We start from the raw sequence: 16,188 nt of genomic DNA on the forward strand, positions 1-16,188 counted from the left end.
GGAAAAGCGCATTATGCCGAAGAACGCATTGCGTGTAGCGCGTATACTGCCGCCCTCACCCAGCAAGGATTACCCGATGCAAGACATTCCCGAAATTCGCCCCGGCCAGTCGATCGAACTGCTCAAGGAACTGCACATTCTCACCCGCGACGGCAAACTGAATCAGGACAGCCGTCGCAAACTGAAGCAGGTTTATCATTTATACCAATTCATCGAGCCATTGATGAACGCGGTTCTGGCCACGCGCGACAGTGACGATCAAAGCGGCATCCGGCTGGTCGATCACGGCGCCGGAAAGTCGTACCTTGGTTTCATCCTGTATGACCTGTTCTTCAAATCACGGACCGACGCGTCACACATCTACGGAATTGAAACCCGTGACGAACTGGTCAAGAAATCCGAGGCGCTCGCCCTTCGGCTGAATTTTCCCGGCATGTCGTTCCTGAATCTGTCGGTCGCTGATTCGATCAACTCGGAACTGCTGCCCGAAAAAATCGACATTGTCACGGCGCTACATGCCTGCAATACCGCAACCGATGATGCCATCCAGTTTGCCCTCAAGAAGAACGCCAGTCATCTGGTGCTGGTGCCGTGCTGTCAGGCGGAAGTCGCTTCGGTGCTGAATCGGCTGAAGGGCAAGTCGCTGGGAAAAAATGCGCTCACCGAATTGTGGCGCCATCCGCTGCACACACGCGAATTCGGCAGTCAGATCACCAATGTGCTGCGCTGCCTGCAACTGGAAGCACATGGCTATCAGGTCAGCGTGACCGAACTGGTCGGGTGGGAGCATTCGATGAAAAACGAACTGATCATCGCGACCTACAAGGATCTGCCGCGCCGACGTCCGGCTGAACGTTTGCAGGAGGTGCTGGCCTCGGTCGGACTGGAAGAAATGGCTGAACGGTTTTTTGTCACGCAGGTGGACTAACGGCTATCGCGTGAACCAAAAAAAACCCCCGATGCAATCGGAGGTTGGGTGATCAGGTACAGAAACCAGGCGGGACGGTTGACATCCTCCCCGCCCTTTAGGACGGGGATTCCTACGGCGCTGCGCGATGATTTGCGAGTCGCTTCGGTGGGAACCTGCTTCATCGAGCGGCCTGACTGCGCCGTCTCTTCACAGGCTAAGACGCGATGTCCTCGCGCTAAAACATTGATCGCACCGACCACATCGGCGTGATTTTCGTAACCGCAATCGACGCACAGGAATTTCGCTTGTGTTTGCCGATTTTCTTTCGATACATGGGCACAGGCCGGGCACGTCTGGCTTGTATGGTGAGGCGGAACGGCCATTAACATTCCGCCGTGCCAAACTACCTTATATGCCAGTTGGCGTCTGAACTCGCCCCAACCCTGATCGAGAATGGAACGGTTCAGGCCAGATTTCTGCGCTACCTTTTTGCCGGGCTGTTCGCTATTGCCTTTGGAAGACTTGGACATATTCCGTACCTGCAAATCCTCAATACAGACGAGCGCGTGGTTTTGGCTGATCGTTGTTGTGGTTTTGTGCAGGAAGTCTTTGCGGGCGTTAGCGATGCCGGTGTGAATCTTCTGGACGCGGGCCTTCGCCTTCTTCCAGTTACTGCTGAACTTGACCTTACGGCTCATGCGGCGCTGGTAGCGCGCAAGGCGTTGCTGGTGTTTCTTGAAGCTGTTGAGCGGCGCGACGAAGTCTCCATCGCTGAACGTGGCGAAGCGGGCGATACCGACATCGATGCCGATGGCGGTGGTCGCCGTGGGCAGCGACTGTTCGGCTTCGCGTTGCGTCTGGATCGACGCGAACCACTTGCCGCCCGACTGACTCACGGTGACATTGCGGACCTCGCCCAGCACATCACGGCTGTTGCGGTAGCGCAGCCAGCCGAGCTTGGGAAGGCAGATTCGGCCGTTACCCTGATCGAGCTTGATCTGTTTCGAGTCGGGGTAGCGAAAAGTATCACCGCTACCCTTGCGCTTAAATTTTGGAAAGTCGGCGCGTTTCTCGAAGAAATTCTTGTACGCCTTCTCCAAATCTTTCAAGGCATGTTGCAGTGGGTGACACGGCGCGTCCTTCAGCCAAGGTGTGTCGGGACCATTGCGCCACCCAGTCAATTGCTTCGCCATGGCGACGTAGCCAATGAACTTGTTGCCCGCCTCGTGGTTCTCCTGTTGCATCGTTAGCGCTTTGTTGTAGACGAACCGGCATGACCCAGCGAAGCGGCGCATATCGCGCTCTTGCTCGCCATCGGGCATCAGTTCGTATTTGTAGGCTTGTAAGCGTTGCATACTTCAATTATAGTTTGGTCTATGAGCAATGACAACGATATTCGACACGGAAGACAATGCGTTTTCCTGATGCATGTGCATTTGGTCTTCGTGACAAAATACCGCCGTGAAGTATTCACAAAAGAAATTCTTGACGACCTGCGCCCGATGTTCGCCAGCGTCTGCACGGACTTTGAAGCGGAACTGGTGGAGTTCGACGGCGAGGATGACCATGTGCACTTGCTGGTGAACTATCCGCCCAAGGTTTCCGTTTCCAATCTGGTCAACAGCCTGAAAGGCGTTTCCAGCCGCATGATTCGGAAGAAGAACTACCCGAGCATCCGCAAGAAGCTATGGGGCGGCGCGCTATGGTCGCCTTCCTACTTTGCCGGTAGCTGCGGTGGCGCACCCATTGCCGTTATCCGGCAGTACATCGAACAGCAGCAAACACCACACTAGACGCACCAAACCGGACGACTTTGCCGTCCGCGCTCTTGACCCCGCCCTGAAGGGCGAGGTTTGCCGCGCAACCGATCAATCGTCGTGTCCGCGGCCATGTCCGCGCTCATAGCCGCGATCGCGGTCGTGATCCCGGTCATTGTCATGGCGACGATAGCCGTCGTTGTCCTCATGACGATGGCGCTCTTGCCACTCACGCGCCCTAAACTGACGCTCGCGCCAGTCACTTTCGTAACGTTCCTGCACGTAGACGGGACGCTGCTGCACGTAGACCGGCTGCTGTTGGACATAGACCGGCTGCTGGTAGACGCCTGGCAGCCCGATATTGACGCCAATGTCGACGCCCCCGGCACTGGCGGGCAAGGATGCCAGCAGTAAAACTGCACCAGTGGCAATGCCTGCAGCGATAGTCATCATTTTGTTCATGCTGGATCTCCTTTGAGTATGTGCCTCATTAGATACCCTGCGCCGACATGCGGACAGGCTGCTGCGGTAAGGCACGTAAGGAGATGTTTCCAGGAATCTGTCTCGCAGCCCACCGTTTGCCTGCTTACTTCACCTGCATCTGTCCGCCCAATGCAAAAACCAGGTCATCCAGCAGCTTCGCCAGCTCTCCGGTCATCAGCATCAGGTCCGAATCAAAGCGCTCGTCATCGTCGCGCGACGAGGTGTCGGCATTTTCCTTGATCACATCCAGCGCAGCCACGCGCTTGATGGTCAATGACTCCGTCAGCACAAAGGAAATCCGATCAGCCCAAGTCATTGCCAGGCGGGTGCACTGCTTGCCGCTGGCAATGTGGCGCTGGACATCATCCGGCTCGATTGTCTGGCTGACATAGCGCACCGTCGCCTTGCCTTCGCCCTGCGCGCGCAGTTCGGTATCCTGATCCACCGTGAAACCCTTTGGGGCCGTGTCGGCGGCCAGCCATTCGGTCATTGCCGACACCGGAGACTGCACGACGTGCAAGGCTTCCAGCGGCAGTTTGTCGATGCCCTTGATGAGCAACTTGATGACTTCGTCAGCCTTGGCGGCAGTGCCGGCATCGATAACCAGCCAGCCATTGACCGGGTCAATCCATGCCCAGGTCGTACGGTTGATGCTGAATGCGCGCGGCAGCAGCTCATCGGTGACCTGCTCCTTGATTTCGCGCATTTGCTTGCGCCCTGGCTTGAAGCCTTGCTGTTCTTCGATCTCGGTGGCTTTGGCCTTGGACACCTGATTGATGACACTGGCTGGCAACAGTTTCTTTTCGGTGCCAAGCGCAATCAGCAGTTGTTGATTGACGGAGTGCACCAGAATGCCGTTCTCGCGCGGCGAGATCCAGCCTTGGGTCTGCATGTCCAGGCTGGTGCAGGGTTGGAAAGTTTGTGGCGTGAGTGCCGCTTCGAGCTTCTCGGCATTCATGTCCCACGGTGCGGGAAGACGGTAAATCTGAAGGTTCTTGAACCACATGGCAGTCTGACGAAAAAGGATCGTATTCTACACGCGGCTCCCGGCGATTTTCAGATTTTTGGGTGGATCCAAGGCGGTATAATGTGAAGCCAATTGGCCAGAAGCCCGCATATCGCACAGCACCCGGCGAGCCGTACAATTCGCCTCACCAAGACTGCCTCATGCAAAAAAACCAGACCAGCAAACCTATCGACATCAAGATATCCACTGTAGTCGCGATTTCCGCAATTCTGCATCAAACCGACCCCGCCCGGCTCGACGCCGCGATGCGCGAGATGACCGGCGGCGAATCCGATTTTTTTGAAGACGAACTGGCCGTGATCGATCTGTCGGCATTGAACCTGGCCGACAATCGGCTGGACTGGCCGGCGCTGGTCAGCCTTCTCAAATCGTACCGGCTGCATGCGGTTGCGGTGCGCAATGCGCCCGCCGAGCTCGAAGCCGAAATCCTAGCCAATGGTTTGACGCTCGATCGCAGCGCCCGGCCGCGCGTGGCGGAAGCGCCGCAACCAGTGCGCGCAGCCGCGCCTGCACCGGTTGCCAGCAATCCGGCCGCAACGACGATGATCCTCGATACGCCGGTGCGTGCCGGGCAGCGTATTTACGCACGCGGATGCGACCTGATCATCACGGCGGCGGTCAACAATGGCGCCGAAGTCATTGCCGACGGCAGCATACATGTCTATGCGCCGTTGCGCGGCCGTGCGCTGGCCGGCGCCAGCGGCAATCGCGACGCGCGCATTTTTGCGGCAACAATGGAGGCCGAGCTGGTCTCGATTGCAGGCATCTATCGCACGTTCGACAACGGCTACCCGGAAGGCCTGGGAGCGCATCCCGTACAAATTCGGCTGGTCGGTGACCGGCTCGACGTACTATCAATCCATTCCTGATTGTCAACTTCCCCGAAAGGAGTTTTTTTGTGGCAAAAGTCATCGTTGTAACGTCCGGTAAAGGTGGTGTCGGCAAGACCACCTCGAGCGCGAGTTTCGCTTCCGGACTCGCCCTGCGCGGCCATAAAACCGCCGTGCTCGATTTCGATGTCGGCCTGCGCAATCTCGACCTCATCATGGGCTGCGAACGGCGGGTCGTGTATGACCTGATCAACGTCATTAACAATGAAGCGACCCTGAATCAAGCCCTGATCAAGGACAAGCATTGCGACAATCTGTATGTATTGCCGGCTTCGCAAACGCGCGACAAGGATGCCCTGTCCGAGGAAGGTGTCGAGCGCGTGCTCAAGGACCTCGATGCAATGGGGTTTGAATACATCATCTGCGATTCGCCTGCCGGCATCGAGCGCGGCGCCGTCATGGCGCTGACGTTCGCCGACGAAGCGATCATCGTGACCAACCCGGAAGTCTCGTCAGTGCGCGACTCGGACCGGATCCTGGGCATCATTCAGGCGAAATCGCGCCGCGCCCAGAACGGTGGCGAACCGGTCAAGGAACATCTGCTGATTACACGCTACGTCCCCAAGCGCGTCGAAGCCGGCGAGATGTTGTCTTACACCGACGTCCAGGAAATCCTGCGCATCCCGCTGGTGGGCATCATTCCCGAATCGGAATCGGTGCTGGCCGCCTCGAATCAAGGCAACCCGGCTATTCATATAGAAGGCAGCGACGTGTCACAGGCGTATCACGATCTGGTGTCACGCTTCCTCGGCGAAGACGTGCCGCTGCGCTTTACCACGTATGAAAAACCAGGTTTCCTGCAGCGCATCTTCAGGGGAAAATAAAATGGCTCTCTTATCCTTTTTATTCGCAAACAAGCCCAAGACTGCCAACGCGGCCAAAGAGCGCCTCCAGATCATCATTGCGCGGGAGCGCAACGGCCGCGCCGGGCCCGACTTTTTACCGGCGCTGCACAAGGAATTGATCGCGGTGATTTCGAAATACACCAAGGTCAATGCGGACGACATCAAAATTTCACTGGATCGCCAAGGCAATCTGGAAGTGCTGGATGTCAATGTCGTGTTACCGGATGCCGCACCCGGCGCATAAAAGGCAGTGCCTGCCAACGATTATGTTGACAGGCCTCTTTTAACGGGGAGTAAACAGACGCTTTGCACGGTATTTGCGTCCCACACACGCAAATAAATATCTGCAAATGCCGTCAAATGGCAATAAATGCCCACGCCCTCCTTGTTCCTCACGGGAAAAACAAATCCCTAAAAATTGACTCCGACGAGAATCCCCATTGCCGATCACATGATGTTTACTGATGGACAGCGGGAGCACTTCCTGGTTTTTGACGTGTCAATGCCCGAATTTAATGCGATACACATATAAATACTCACGTCAATTTTTGATAAAAATGTTGCGATAATGAGACATTCATATTTGACATCAATTCCTCTTGACGCCAGCTTTGGTGCGGTGCAATCGGCCTTCGTCCAGCGATCACCGGAAAGTCAGGCAGGCGCAAAAGCAGGCTGCGCGCATGCTTTTTTAAAATCGAATAGAATTCGGCCTGCGCATCGGTGTAGTTAATCGAAAAATTGCTGCGATGCGGTTCAGAACGAAATTCGTACGCCACGCAAGCCAAAGCTGGGAGTAAGCAGCGACAAGAGACAGGCGAACAGTTGAGGTTCTGAATTCGTGCTTTACATGAAATGCCGAGTGTATTGCGTGCAGGTTCAAGCGTTGTCGTTATCAGGCGCTCGAATAGCCGCGATGGACAAGCAGTCATTTTTTGGTTGGCATGCAACTTCTGACAGCCGACGTAGTCGTATAACGCAATGGCAACGTGGTGATGGTTCCATTAAGTCACTAAGCGGTCATTTTGCTGTTATATCGTTCGCGTTGACACGATTCAGCGGTAGTGCCCGGCTGGTGCCAAACTTTTTTGGCATCGACACCTGATGGCAGCACGGCGGTCCGGAACACCTTTAATTTTTAACCAGGAAACTCATAATGAAAAAATCGCTTTTTGCACTCGCCATTCTTGGCGCGTTCGCTGGTGCCGCTTCGGCCCAGACTTCGGTCACCATGTACGGCGTCGTTGACGCTGGCGTTTCCCGTGACAACAACGGTACAGCCAGCACGACCCGTCTTGACAGCGGTATTCAATCGGGCAGCCGTTTGGGCTTCCGCGGTACCGAAGATCTGGGTGGCGGTCTGAAAGGTCTGTTCGTTCTGGAAACCGGCATCAACGTCGATCAAGGTGGTTTCGGTCAAAGCAACAAGGCCTTCGGTCGTCAAGCCTACGTTGGCCTGAACAGCGGTCTGGGTACCCTGAAACTGGGTCGTCAAACCACATTGCTGCGTAATGCACTCGATGCAATCGATCCATTCCACATCGGCCTGGCCGGTAGCGCCGAGCGTTTCTTCAACGACAGTGGCTCACTTGACGTCGCTGGCGGAAAATCGAGCGGCCGTATGGACAACACGGTCAGCTACGCAACGCCTAACTTCGCTGGCTTCACTGGTCAATTCCAGTATGGCTTCGGTGAAGTTGCTGGTAACAGCAAGGCAAGCACCCAGGTAACCGCTTCGGCGCAATACGAAAACGGCCCACTGTTGGTTTCGCTGACCCAGCACAACATCCAGAACGCAACCGACACCAACAAAGAGAAGATCACTTTGGCCGGCGCGACTTACGATTTCTCAGTCGTCAAGGTTCACACCCTGTTCGACTACGATCGTAACGATTCGAACTCGATCACCCATCGTGACCAGATGGTTGGCGTTACCGTGCCATTTGGCCCGCACGCTTTCCTGTTCGACTACACCCGTCGCACCGACAAGGCTCTGGCTAACCAGGCTGAGTCGAAGCAATACGCTCTGGGTTACACCTACGCGATGTCGAAGCGTACCAACCTGTACACGTCGTACTCGAACACCAAGAACGACGGCGCTGCTTCGCTCAACGTCGTAGCTCCTGGTGCAACCGACAAACTGTTCGACGTCGGCGTTCGCCACACGTTCTAATGGTTGCTGCAGGCGCGAGCCTGCTGTAATGCAAGCAATGTGAAAAGGCACCTTCGGGTGCCTTTTTTTATGCCCGATGCGATTGCCGACTACACTGCCGGCATGAACAGGAAATCGTCTTAAGGACTGAATATGAAAATTACGGTGATTGGCGCAGGGGCGGTCGGCGGATTAATCGCGGCGCGACTGGCCCGGCATCAGGATGGCTTGTCCATGATCGCGCGTGGCCGCACCCTTGATGCGATCAACACGCATGGACTGCGTATCGACAGCGGTGCAAGCACCGTCGCCGTTAAGGTCCGTGCCGAAAGCGATCCAGCCCGTCTTGGCGTGCAGGATCTGGTGGTGGTGGCGGTCAAGGCCACCGGACTGGCCGACGTCGCGACGCAGATTCATCCGCTGCTGGGACCGGATACCATCGTGCTCAGCGCAATGAATGGCGTGCCATGGTGGTTCTTTGAGAATCCGGCGGTACCCCATGCCGGCATGCGACTCGACACCCTGGACGCAACTGGCGCGCTGCGTCGGGCGATACCGGTGCAGCAGATCATCGGTTGCGTGGTGCATTTGACGTGCAGCGCACCGGAGCCAGGCATGGTGCGGCCAGGTTTTGGCAATCGCCTGATCGTGGGTGAGGCACTGGGCGGACTATCCACCCGGCTGGCGCAGGTCGCCGCGCTCTTGAATCAGGCCGGTTTTGACGCTGATGCCGGTGCCGATATCCGCAGCGATATCTGGTACAAGCTGTGGGGCAACATGACCATGAATCCGCTGTCGGCCATCACTGGCGCCACCTGCGACAAATTGCTGGATGATCCGCTGGTGCGCGCGTTATGCCTGAAGGCGATGCAGGAAGCCACCGTTATCGGTGCGGAAATTGGCTGCCCGATCGCACAGAGCGGAGAAGAAAGAATGCAGCTCACGCGCAAGCTGGGCGCGTTCAAGACATCGATGCTGCAGGATGTCGAGGCGGGGAAAGGATTGGAAATCGATGCGCTGATCGGCGCCGTGCATGAAATTGGCCAGCGCCTGGGAATTGCCACCCCCAACATCGACAGTCTGTTCGGGCTGGTGCGCCTGTTTGCGCGAACGCGCGGGCTCTATCCGGATTGATTATTCAGCCAACGCTGCAATGTCGACCGGCAGACCGTCGCCGTCCGGCATCCAGTCCGCCAATGCTGCGCCGCCAATCGCGAACGTCAGCAGCATAAATACGGCGCTGACGAAAAAGGCACCGAAGGAGCGAACTTTTGCAGAAGGTTTCATGGCGGCTTTCGTTGGAGTAGAGATCGTTTCAGTACCCGGATCTTCTGCTCTAACGGCGCGCCGCTCTGTGCGCAAACCAACATTCGTTAAACTATTTCCCGGCACGGTTCAGGCCCGGCCGACGATCGCTGCAGTCGCAATCAATTCCTCGAGCAACGCCATCGACACCTTGCCTGAAACGACGAAAGGATTGAGCTCCGGCAGTTCCGAATACTTCAGCAGCACCGACGTATTGAGCTTGGCCAGGTTCACGTGGCCCATGGTCCAGCCCGCGAAACGCCGCTCGGTAATTTCGGCATAGTCCAGCAACTGCACGTCGTGATGACGTGTGTCGCGCAGAATCTGGCCATACAGCGCATTGACCGCGTCGCGCCCGCCTTCGAGCACCTGAATGAAGATGTGATCGCTGAAACACAGGATGCCGGTCAGACCCCGTTCCGGGTTGTTGGCGCGCGCCTGGGTCATGATGGCGTTGATCAGTTCGGGCGCGATCTTGTCGTTCGTGCGACTTGCGTACAGTAAGCGAACCAGCATGGTGCAATCTCCCGATTATTGTTTACCGTTGCGCAGCGACAGAAATTCGCGGCGCAGATTGACGTCCTTCAGAAATGATCCGCGCATCACGCTGTTGACCATCTTCGCATCCGTGTCCTTGACCCCGCGCCAGTGCATGCAAAAGTGATCGGCTTCCATGACGATCGCCAGACCATCGGGCTGGATCATCTCCTGCAGCAGGTCGGCCAGTTGCACCACGGCCTCTTCCTGGATCTGCGGCCGGCTCATGATCCAGTCGGCGATGCGCACATATTTCGACAGGCCGATCAGGTTCGAATGCTCATTGGGCATCAGGCCAATCCAGACCCGCCCCATGATCGGGCACAGGTGATGCGAACAGGCGCTGCGCACGGTGATCGGGCCAATGATCATCAATTCATTCAGATGTGACGCATTCGGAAATTCCGTCAACGCCGGCATCGGCGTGTAGCGGCCGCGAAAAATCTCGTTGATATACATCTTGGCCACGCGCCGCGCGGTGTCCTGGGTGTTGTGGTCGCTGCTGGTATCGATCACCAGGCTTTCCAGCACACCCTGCAATTTGCCCTGTACCTCGACCAGCAAGGCATCCAGCTCACCCGGCTCGATAAAAGCGGCAATATTGTCGTTGGCATGGAACCGCGTGGCGCTGGCTTCGATGCGCTGGCGGATCAATTGCGATACGGGCGTGGCAGCATCAGCGGATGCGTCGGGCTTGGGAGTGTTCAGTGTCATTGGAATAGGCAATAAGAATGATGATGGCGGGAACAACCGAACCGGCAACAGTTACCCCTCCAGCATGGTAACTGAATTGCGCAGCCGTCGTTGGCGGCACCGCAGGCCTGGCGCAACGGAACCAAAACCCCACTGCGCCCACCCACGTGCAGACGGTTCCTCTCGACACCCGCTGAGACCACCACACACGGACAAACGCACCGCCGGTTTGGGCGGGCTCGGCAGAATGCGATATTTAACTCTGGCAGCCACCAATTCTGATGCGAACCTTGTTCCGAAAACGCCCGCCCTCGCCGCCGCCCGCGCAGACAGCGCCGCCGTTGAATCCGCTGTTGGTGGAATGCCAGGCGCAACAGCGCAACCGGCGGGAAACGGATCGCGCCAACGCCGGGCCGGTGTTGGGCAATCGCGCAACCCAGGTGGTCCGACCCCACTTCGTCTTCGCCACCCCGGCCTTCCGATGCGTTGCCAACGGCTGGGCCTTGCAAACCGAAGAAATATGCGCCAATTGGCTAGGCGAAATGCGGCAACAAAGCCCCGACAAGATCGACGTAGTGCAATACGCCAGGATGATCGCCCTGCTCGAAGAAGAACGCTTGTGGCGCCGCAAGTCGAGCCGGCCCGCCGTTGGTGCCAAACTGTTCCCGGAACTGAAATCACGCAAGGAGTATGAGCAGGAAGCCTTCAACGCCTTCCTGATGGCGGTGGGCCAGAATCCGGCGGACGAAGACCTCTGGGCAAGCATCCGGGCCGCCGGTACCGATCATCTGCACCTGTATCGGATGGAAATGATCAACGCGATCGTAGGCGCATTGGGTGTCGGCGTGGTCGCCGCCAAGGACCCGACCAGCATTGTTGCGACATCGGGTGCGCGTATTGGCGTCCAGTTGTTGAACGGTCCGTCTGCATTTCTTATCGGGGAAGACCGGCTTGACTACAAAGGCAACGAGGACAACATTCCACACGGCGCCGCCAAACCCACCCGCGCCATGGAGACCGCACCAGGCATCATGCAGGCGTCGATGGCAATGCTCGAACTGCGCGACAAGTTCGTCGGCGGCGGTGGCATCAAGGCTGCGGCCCAGGAACTGCATGAAGCACTGGAGGCCGCCAGCGCCATCGATGACAGCGACTCACGCGCGGATCGGGCCAATGCCCTGCACAGGCTGCGTGAGGCGCTCGCTACCGCCGAGCCGATGTTGCGTATCGAGGCAGAGTACAAATTGACGTACCGCAACGCGCGGGCCGAATGGAAAAGCAATCGGGAATCGATTGGCGCCCGCCGTGCCGGCCAGCTCGCCAGCATCGCCGGGCCGGCCGCGCCGATTGGTGCGACAGCGGCTGCTGTGGGCGTCAATGCGATGGCGCAAACTGCGTTTCAACTATCCGGCGGACCAGGGCGGGATATGGAACAAAAAGTCCTCAATGTGGCCATCAACGGCGCAAAGGGCATCAAGGCCGGCACGACCGACGACGCCGGCACCGCGGTGAAAAGCACCACGACCCTGCGACAAATTGCCGAGCGCTACGGCGAATACCTCGCTATGAATAAAGATCCCGACATCGACGCGGCGCAGAAACAGCAAAAAATCGAAGAGTTTCAGGACTGGCTGCACAGTGTCCTTCGGCCCGCGCGTCGTGGCAACGTACACTCGGCCTACGCATGGATACGGCGCGCCGTGTACACGAATTCCAGAGCCTCGGCAGCGGGTGCGACAAGCGGGGCGCCCGCACTGAATGCACGGCGCAAATCAGACAGCTGATCGTCGATATCGCCAACCTTGATCTTGCCGGCGCGCACCATACCGATGCCGCCAGCAAGCCGGAAACGGCCAGCCGCGGCGGCGTAGCCGGCAGCTACTGCCGCGACTGCGCTCACGTAATGCCGCCAATCGGCGCACCAAGGTTCCGCCGACGCCGTGGTGAGATGCACCCGCGGCCTTGCGGAATTCGGCGACGTTGGTGACTTCCAGCTCGATGCGGGGCCCGTATCACCATGTGCATCACCCGATTCAGGCGGGCCTGATCATTGCGCTCTGGGCGACGCCGTTGATGACAGTCGGCCTCGCGCTGCTGGCCGGCGTGCTGACGCTGTACAGCGTCACGGCGACCTTGTTTCTTGAAGAGCGCGATCTCGCCAGCACTATCGGCCAGGCCTATTGCGCATACCGCCGCAAGGTGCCCGCCCTGTTGCCGTTTTCGATACCGCGCCGGCGACGCCAGCGCCCGGTGCGTTGATGACCGGCAAAAAAAAGCTCCCGTTTGGGGAGCTTGCTGACGCGCTACTGGCGGAGGCGGTGAGATTCGAACTCACGAACGGATCACTCCGTCGCCAGTTTTCAAGACTGGTGCCTTCAACCGCTCGGCCACACCTCCGCTGGAGGGCGCATTATGCCATTCGATCGGTGCCGGAACAAATTGAAATTGCAGCTTGTGGGCCAAAAACTTTTCTTTTGGAGAACTATTTCCGCCCGGGCCCACCTATCAGGCAGATGGGCGCACCAAACTGGCCGGCAAGCCGGCGCTACTCGATGATCATGCGAATCTGTTCGCGTACCCGCGAGAGGCGCGAACGCACGGTGCCAATCGGGATGTGCATTTTTTCGGTGGCATCGGCGTAGCTGGCGTCCTTCTCCAGCACGGCTTCGAAGGTTTCGCGAATGCGCTCTGGCAATTCAGACAACATTTGCTCGACCTTGTCGGCCAGTTGCTGGTTTTCGATCAGGTCGGCCGGGTCGCCCGACATGTCGACCATATCCTCGATTAGGCTTTCGTCGGCATGACGGGCGTGGGCAGGGTAGTTGCGGCGCACGTGATTGCGTGCAAGGTTCAGGGCGATGCCGAATAGCCAGGTCGACGGTTTGGGGGCGCCGGTGAAACGGTCGGCGCAGCGCATGCTCTCGAGGAAGGTGTTTTGCACCACGTCCTTGGCGTCTTCGATGTTGCGCACGCAGCGTTGCACGAACCTGACCAGATGCGCGTAGTGCTCGGTAAATAACTGATTGATCGGAATGCGTGACAAACCTCGTCCTTCAGGGCGGGGAAGGATAACGCGGACGGCGCAGCCGTCCTTGCATTTTTTTTCGCCTTAAGCTTGCCACGATCGATTTCGACTCTGTATCTTTAGAACATGATCCGACGCCAAACCTTCAAATACGAACTGATGCCCAACGGCCTGCACCAGCGCACGCTGCGACGCTTTGGCGGCGCGTGCCGGTTTGTTTTTAACAAGGCATTGGCGTTACAGCAGGAAAATCGCGTAGCCGGCGGCAAGTTCATCCGCTATGAATCGATGGCGAAGTTGCTTACCGGCTGGCGCCACAGCAGCGAAACCCCGTGGCTAGCTGACGCGCCCAACCACCCGTTGCAGCACGCACTGAAAGACATCGATCGCGCCTACCAGAATTTCTTTGCCGGCCGCGCCGACTTCCCCACGTTCAAGAAGAAGGGCCGCGGTGACAGTTTCCGCTACCCGGACGCAAAACAATTCAAGGTGGAGCCGGACAACGCCCGGATCTTCCTGCCCAAGCTCGGCTGGATCCGCTACCGCAGCAGCCGTGACATCGCCGGTACGATCAAGAACATCACCGTGTCGTCAAAAGCAGGCAAGTGGTTCGTGTCGATTCAGACTGAGCGCGAAGTTGCCGAGCCGGTACCAACGGCTATCAGCGCCGTCGGTGCTGACGTCGGCATCGACCGCTTCGTCACCTTGTCGGATGGCTCCTTCGTCGCACCGTTGGACAGTTTCAAGAAGCACCAACGCCTGGCGAAATAACAGCGCCGCATGAGCAGAAAAGTCAAATTCAGCAGCAACTGGAAAAAAGCCAAGGCCAAATTCACACGGGTTCACCGTGATATTGGCAATGCAAGAGCCGACTTCATTCACAAGGCGACAACGACCATCAGCAATAACCACGGGCTGGTCGCCGTCGAAGACTTGAAGATCGTGAATATGACCAGGTCGTCGAAAGGCACGATTGAAACCCCAGGTACGTACGTACGTGCCAAGGCGGGGTTGAATCGCGCGATTCTCGACCAAGGCTGGGGCGAGTTTGGACGGCAGCTCGATTACAAGCTCTACTGGAACGGTGGCTTTTTCATGCAGGTGCCTGCCCATTACACCAGCCAGACGTGCCCGTGCTGCGGGCACGTCGACAAGGCTAACCGCAAAAGCCAGTCGGCGTTTCTTTGTACCGTGTGCTGGTACGAGAACAATGCTGATGTGGTGGGCGCGATCAACGTGCTGGACCGCGCCCTGGCGCAACTGTCTCAACCGAGCAATGAAGAAGGGCCGGACATGGCCCGGATCGCCTGTGAAGTGAACGGCGCTGTCAGGCCGTCAGCAGCAGGAACCCACCGAAGCGACATGCAAGAGGTTTTGTATGCACAGTAGGAATCTCCGTCCTTTGCGCGCAAGCGCCAGCCGTCAGGCTGAGGGCGGGGAGGATGTCAACATTCCTGGCTTTGTGTCAAACGTGGAGATGGTGTGGGAGCAGCCGCAGCTGGCGCATTTCCTGGCGCGCGCGGCGCGCGAGTTCCGCGTGATCATTTTCGACCGGCGCGGCGTCGGCCTGTCGGACCGTACGCTGGAAAGGCCATCAATGGCGACCGCGGTAAGCGATGTGCTGGCCGTGCTCGATGCCGCCGGCAGCAAGCGCGCGGTGGTATTCGGCGCCTCGGAAGGGGGCCCGGTGGCGATTCAATTGTGCTGCGCGCATCCGCGGCGGGTCGCGGGATTATGCTTGTACGCAGCGTTACCCTCGGCGCCGCGCTGCAGCCACACCAGTACGACCTGTGGCTGAAACGCCTGGTCGCTGAGTGGGGCACCAGCCACAGCATCGCCGCGTTTGCCCCGTCGCACGCCGATGATCCGACGCTGAACGACTGGTGGGCTCGCCTGTTGCGCCTGTCCAGCAGCCCGGGAATGATCACCTGCATCCTGGACCAGTTGCGCGATGTCGACGTCACGCCGCTGCTGCCGAGCGTGCGCTGTCCTGCCATTCTGCTCCACCGCCGCGGGGACCGGGCGGTGCGCATCGAAGCCTCGCGATTCATGGCGACGCACATTCCGGGAGCCACGCTGGTCGAACTTGAGGGTGATGACCACTGGTGGTGGCTCGATGACGTAGATGTGCTGCTGGGCAGACTGCTGGCGCTGCGCGGCGCCGACGATGCGCAGGCGGCAACCTGATCGCGACGGTCAGCGCTCGCTCCGCAGGACAGGGAAACATTGGCGGTGGGCCGGAGGCATCAGATGGAACCATTTGCGACAGCGCACGGTCAAAACGTCTTTATAATCAATTACTTACAGGAAATAGTGCCCGCTGCGAAACGCAGTGAAAGTCCACTCGGGCGTTGACTGCCCGTGCCAGGTTTGCCTTCAGGGCAACACGGCAATTTCCCATCCTCGCCGTCTCGCATCCTTTCCATCGCTCGCTTTCTCATTTGCCTGTTGGCGCGCGCCCGCATCCGTGTCGTGCGCCGGCCGGTCGATTTCCAGTGTTGACGTCCGTATCCATGGCCAGGCAGGACCTGTTTTCACTGGCCACGTTGACTGCAACCCGAAAA

The 16,188-nt window shown here is 58.2% G+C and carries 19 protein-coding genes, 1 tRNA gene and 1 pseudogene; 12 read left to right on the plus strand and 9 right to left on the minus strand.

What is annotated here, in order from left to right; genetic code table 11:
* The first annotated feature begins 76 nt into the window (after positions 1 to 76).
* Positions 77 to 928, plus strand: coding sequence for a class I SAM-dependent methyltransferase (locus RCH09_RS10970; protein WP_326941127.1), 852 nt, complete (start codon positions 77 to 79; stop codon positions 926 to 928).
* On the opposite strand, the gene RCH09_RS10975 is transcribed toward RCH09_RS10970, so the two are convergent.
* Entirely contained in the window at positions 925 to 2,265 is a 1,341-nt protein-coding gene (locus tag RCH09_RS10975) for an RNA-guided endonuclease InsQ/TnpB family protein (protein WP_326941128.1), read from the minus strand. The two genes, RCH09_RS10970 and RCH09_RS10975, sit on opposite strands and share 4 nt — an antisense overlap.
* 21 nt (positions 2,266 to 2,286) lie before the next feature.
* On the opposite strand from RCH09_RS10975, the gene tnpA reads away from it, so the two are divergent.
* The gene (gene tnpA / locus RCH09_RS10980) at positions 2,287 to 2,703 is read left to right on the plus strand and encodes an IS200/IS605 family transposase (protein WP_326941129.1); all 417 of its coding nucleotides are present in this window, start codon (positions 2,287 to 2,289) and stop codon (positions 2,701 to 2,703) included.
* 75 nt (positions 2,704 to 2,778) lie between these two features.
* On the opposite strand, the gene RCH09_RS10985 is transcribed toward tnpA, so the two are convergent.
* Together RCH09_RS10985 and RCH09_RS10990 are read right to left on the minus strand one after the other, a co-directional pair.
* Positions 2,779 to 3,129 (minus strand): hypothetical protein, encoded by a 351-nt coding sequence (locus tag RCH09_RS10985; protein WP_326941130.1) that lies wholly within the window; start codon positions 3,127 to 3,129, stop codon positions 2,779 to 2,781.
* A 124-nt stretch (positions 3,130 to 3,253) separates the two neighbouring features.
* Entirely contained in the window at positions 3,254 to 4,156 is a 903-nt protein-coding gene (locus RCH09_RS10990) for a recombination-associated protein RdgC (protein ID WP_326941131.1), read from the minus strand.
* Positions 4,157 to 4,317: 161 nt separating this feature from the next.
* On the opposite strand from RCH09_RS10990, the gene minC reads away from it, so the two are divergent.
* Genes minC through minE form a run of 3 tightly spaced genes read left to right on the plus strand, consistent with a single transcriptional unit; the run spans position 4,318 to position 6,156 of the window.
* Positions 4,318 to 5,046 (plus strand): septum site-determining protein MinC, encoded by a 729-nt coding sequence (gene minC, locus RCH09_RS10995; RefSeq protein ID WP_326941132.1) that lies wholly within the window; start codon positions 4,318 to 4,320, stop codon positions 5,044 to 5,046.
* Positions 5,047 to 5,075: 29 nt separating this feature from the next.
* Positions 5,076 to 5,891: a septum site-determining protein MinD gene (gene minD, locus RCH09_RS11000; protein ID WP_326941133.1), complete on the plus strand. Its 816-nt coding sequence runs from the start codon at positions 5,076 to 5,078 to the stop codon at positions 5,889 to 5,891.
* A 1-nt stretch (position 5,892) separates the two neighbouring features.
* Positions 5,893 to 6,156, plus strand: coding sequence for a cell division topological specificity factor MinE (gene minE / locus RCH09_RS11005; protein WP_326941180.1), 264 nt, complete (start codon positions 5,893 to 5,895; stop codon positions 6,154 to 6,156).
* 292 nt (positions 6,157 to 6,448) lie between these two features.
* Here minE and RCH09_RS11010 read toward each other — a convergent pair whose 3' ends face one another.
* Positions 6,449 to 6,691: a hypothetical protein gene (locus RCH09_RS11010; RefSeq protein WP_326941134.1), complete on the minus strand. Its 243-nt coding sequence runs from the start codon at positions 6,689 to 6,691 to the stop codon at positions 6,449 to 6,451.
* 377 nt (positions 6,692 to 7,068) lie between these two features.
* On the opposite strand from RCH09_RS11010, the gene RCH09_RS11015 reads away from it, so the two are divergent.
* Positions 7,069 to 8,085, plus strand: a complete 1,017-nt coding sequence (locus RCH09_RS11015) for a porin (RefSeq protein WP_326941135.1) — start codon at positions 7,069 to 7,071, stop codon at positions 8,083 to 8,085.
* 132 nt (positions 8,086 to 8,217) lie between these two features.
* A complete protein-coding gene (locus tag RCH09_RS11020; RefSeq protein ID WP_326941136.1) occupies positions 8,218 to 9,198 on the plus strand; it encodes a 2-dehydropantoate 2-reductase in 981 nt (326 codons plus the stop codon).
* Here RCH09_RS11020 and RCH09_RS11025 read toward each other — a convergent pair whose 3' ends face one another.
* From RCH09_RS11025 to folE, 3 genes are all read right to left on the minus strand, one after another.
* Positions 9,199 to 9,351: a hypothetical protein gene (locus tag RCH09_RS11025; protein ID WP_326941137.1), complete on the minus strand. Its 153-nt coding sequence runs from the start codon at positions 9,349 to 9,351 to the stop codon at positions 9,199 to 9,201.
* 108 nt (positions 9,352 to 9,459) lie between these two features.
* Positions 9,460 to 9,885, minus strand: coding sequence for a BLUF domain-containing protein (locus RCH09_RS11030; RefSeq protein ID WP_326941138.1), 426 nt, complete (start codon positions 9,883 to 9,885; stop codon positions 9,460 to 9,462).
* A 15-nt stretch (positions 9,886 to 9,900) separates the two neighbouring features.
* Complete coding sequence (gene folE, locus RCH09_RS11035) at positions 9,901 to 10,620, minus strand: GTP cyclohydrolase I (RefSeq protein ID WP_326941139.1); 720 nt, start codon at positions 10,618 to 10,620, stop codon at positions 9,901 to 9,903.
* Between the two features lie 269 nt (positions 10,621 to 10,889).
* Between folE and RCH09_RS11040 the strand changes: the two genes are divergently transcribed.
* Positions 10,890 to 12,383 carry a hypothetical protein gene (locus RCH09_RS11040; RefSeq protein ID WP_326941140.1) on the plus strand — a complete coding sequence of 498 codons (1,494 nt, stop codon included), beginning with the start codon at positions 10,890 to 10,892 and terminating at the stop codon, positions 12,381 to 12,383.
* Positions 12,384 to 12,582: 199 nt separating this feature from the next.
* Entirely contained in the window at positions 12,583 to 12,858 is a 276-nt protein-coding gene (locus RCH09_RS11045; RefSeq protein WP_326941141.1) for a methyltransferase family protein, read from the plus strand.
* A 48-nt stretch (positions 12,859 to 12,906) separates the two neighbouring features.
* Here the strand turns inward: RCH09_RS11045 and RCH09_RS11050 are convergent.
* Both RCH09_RS11050 and RCH09_RS11055 read right to left on the minus strand, forming a co-directional pair.
* A tRNA-Ser gene (locus RCH09_RS11050) sits at positions 12,907 to 12,996 on the minus strand.
* A gap of 148 nt (positions 12,997 to 13,144) precedes the next feature.
* On the minus strand, positions 13,145 to 13,642 hold the full coding sequence (locus RCH09_RS11055) for an RNA polymerase sigma factor (protein ID WP_326941142.1): 498 nt from the start codon (positions 13,640 to 13,642) through the stop codon (positions 13,145 to 13,147).
* 108 nt (positions 13,643 to 13,750) lie between these two features.
* On the opposite strand from RCH09_RS11055, the pseudogene RCH09_RS11060 reads away from it, so the two are divergent.
* The 3 genes and pseudogenes from RCH09_RS11060 (at position 13,751) to RCH09_RS11070 (ending at position 15,811) form a co-directional block, all read left to right on the plus strand.
* Positions 13,751 to 15,013: pseudogene (locus RCH09_RS11060) on the plus strand (RNA-guided endonuclease InsQ/TnpB family protein).
* On the plus strand, positions 15,003 to 15,422 hold the full coding sequence (locus RCH09_RS11065) for an alpha/beta fold hydrolase (protein ID WP_326941143.1): 420 nt from the start codon (positions 15,003 to 15,005) through the stop codon (positions 15,420 to 15,422). The pseudogene RCH09_RS11060 and the gene RCH09_RS11065 overlap by 11 nt, the downstream one beginning before the upstream one ends.
* A complete protein-coding gene (locus RCH09_RS11070) occupies positions 15,359 to 15,811 on the plus strand; it encodes an alpha/beta fold hydrolase (protein WP_326941144.1) in 453 nt (150 codons plus the stop codon). Before RCH09_RS11065 ends, RCH09_RS11070 begins: the two co-directional genes overlap by 64 nt.
* The last annotated feature ends 377 nt before the right edge of the window (positions 15,812 to 16,188 follow it).

It is taken from the genome of Actimicrobium sp. GrIS 1.19, from assembly GCF_035984655.1.
Taxonomy (GTDB): Bacteria; Pseudomonadota; Gammaproteobacteria; order Burkholderiales; family Burkholderiaceae_D; genus Actimicrobium.

What these genes read in the sequence shown, in the direction of transcription:
- RCH09_RS11065 (WP_326941143.1), top strand. Translation starts at nt 15,003, where the DNA reads ATGCACAGTAGGAATCTCCGTCCTTTGCGCGCAAGCGCCAGCCGTCAG.
- RCH09_RS11070 (WP_326941144.1), top strand. Translation starts at nt 15,359, where the DNA reads ATGCTTGTACGCAGCGTTACCCTCGGCGCCGCGCTGCAGCCACACCAG.
- RCH09_RS11025 (WP_326941137.1), bottom strand. Translation starts at nt 9,351, where the DNA reads ATGAAACCTTCTGCAAAAGTTCGCTCCTTCGGTGCCTTTTTCGTCAGC.
- RCH09_RS10975 (WP_326941128.1), bottom strand. Translation starts at nt 2,265, where the DNA reads ATGCAACGCTTACAAGCCTACAAATACGAACTGATGCCCGATGGCGAG.
- RCH09_RS11030 (WP_326941138.1), bottom strand. Translation starts at nt 9,885, where the DNA reads ATGCTGGTTCGCTTACTGTACGCAAGTCGCACGAACGACAAGATCGCG.
- RCH09_RS10970 (WP_326941127.1), top strand. Translation starts at nt 77, where the DNA reads ATGCAAGACATTCCCGAAATTCGCCCCGGCCAGTCGATCGAACTGCTC.
- RCH09_RS11015 (WP_326941135.1), top strand. Translation starts at nt 7,069, where the DNA reads ATGAAAAAATCGCTTTTTGCACTCGCCATTCTTGGCGCGTTCGCTGGT.
- RCH09_RS10985 (WP_326941130.1), bottom strand. Translation starts at nt 3,129, where the DNA reads ATGAACAAAATGATGACTATCGCTGCAGGCATTGCCACTGGTGCAGTT.
- tnpA (WP_326941129.1), top strand. Translation starts at nt 2,287, where the DNA reads ATGAGCAATGACAACGATATTCGACACGGAAGACAATGCGTTTTCCTG.
- RCH09_RS11020 (WP_326941136.1), top strand. Translation starts at nt 8,218, where the DNA reads ATGAAAATTACGGTGATTGGCGCAGGGGCGGTCGGCGGATTAATCGCG.
- minC (WP_326941132.1), top strand. Translation starts at nt 4,318, where the DNA reads ATGCAAAAAAACCAGACCAGCAAACCTATCGACATCAAGATATCCACT.
- folE (WP_326941139.1), bottom strand. Translation starts at nt 10,620, where the DNA reads ATGACACTGAACACTCCCAAGCCCGACGCATCCGCTGATGCTGCCACG.
- RCH09_RS10990 (WP_326941131.1), bottom strand. Translation starts at nt 4,156, where the DNA reads ATGTGGTTCAAGAACCTTCAGATTTACCGTCTTCCCGCACCGTGGGAC.
- minE (WP_326941180.1), top strand. Translation starts at nt 5,893, where the DNA reads ATGGCTCTCTTATCCTTTTTATTCGCAAACAAGCCCAAGACTGCCAAC.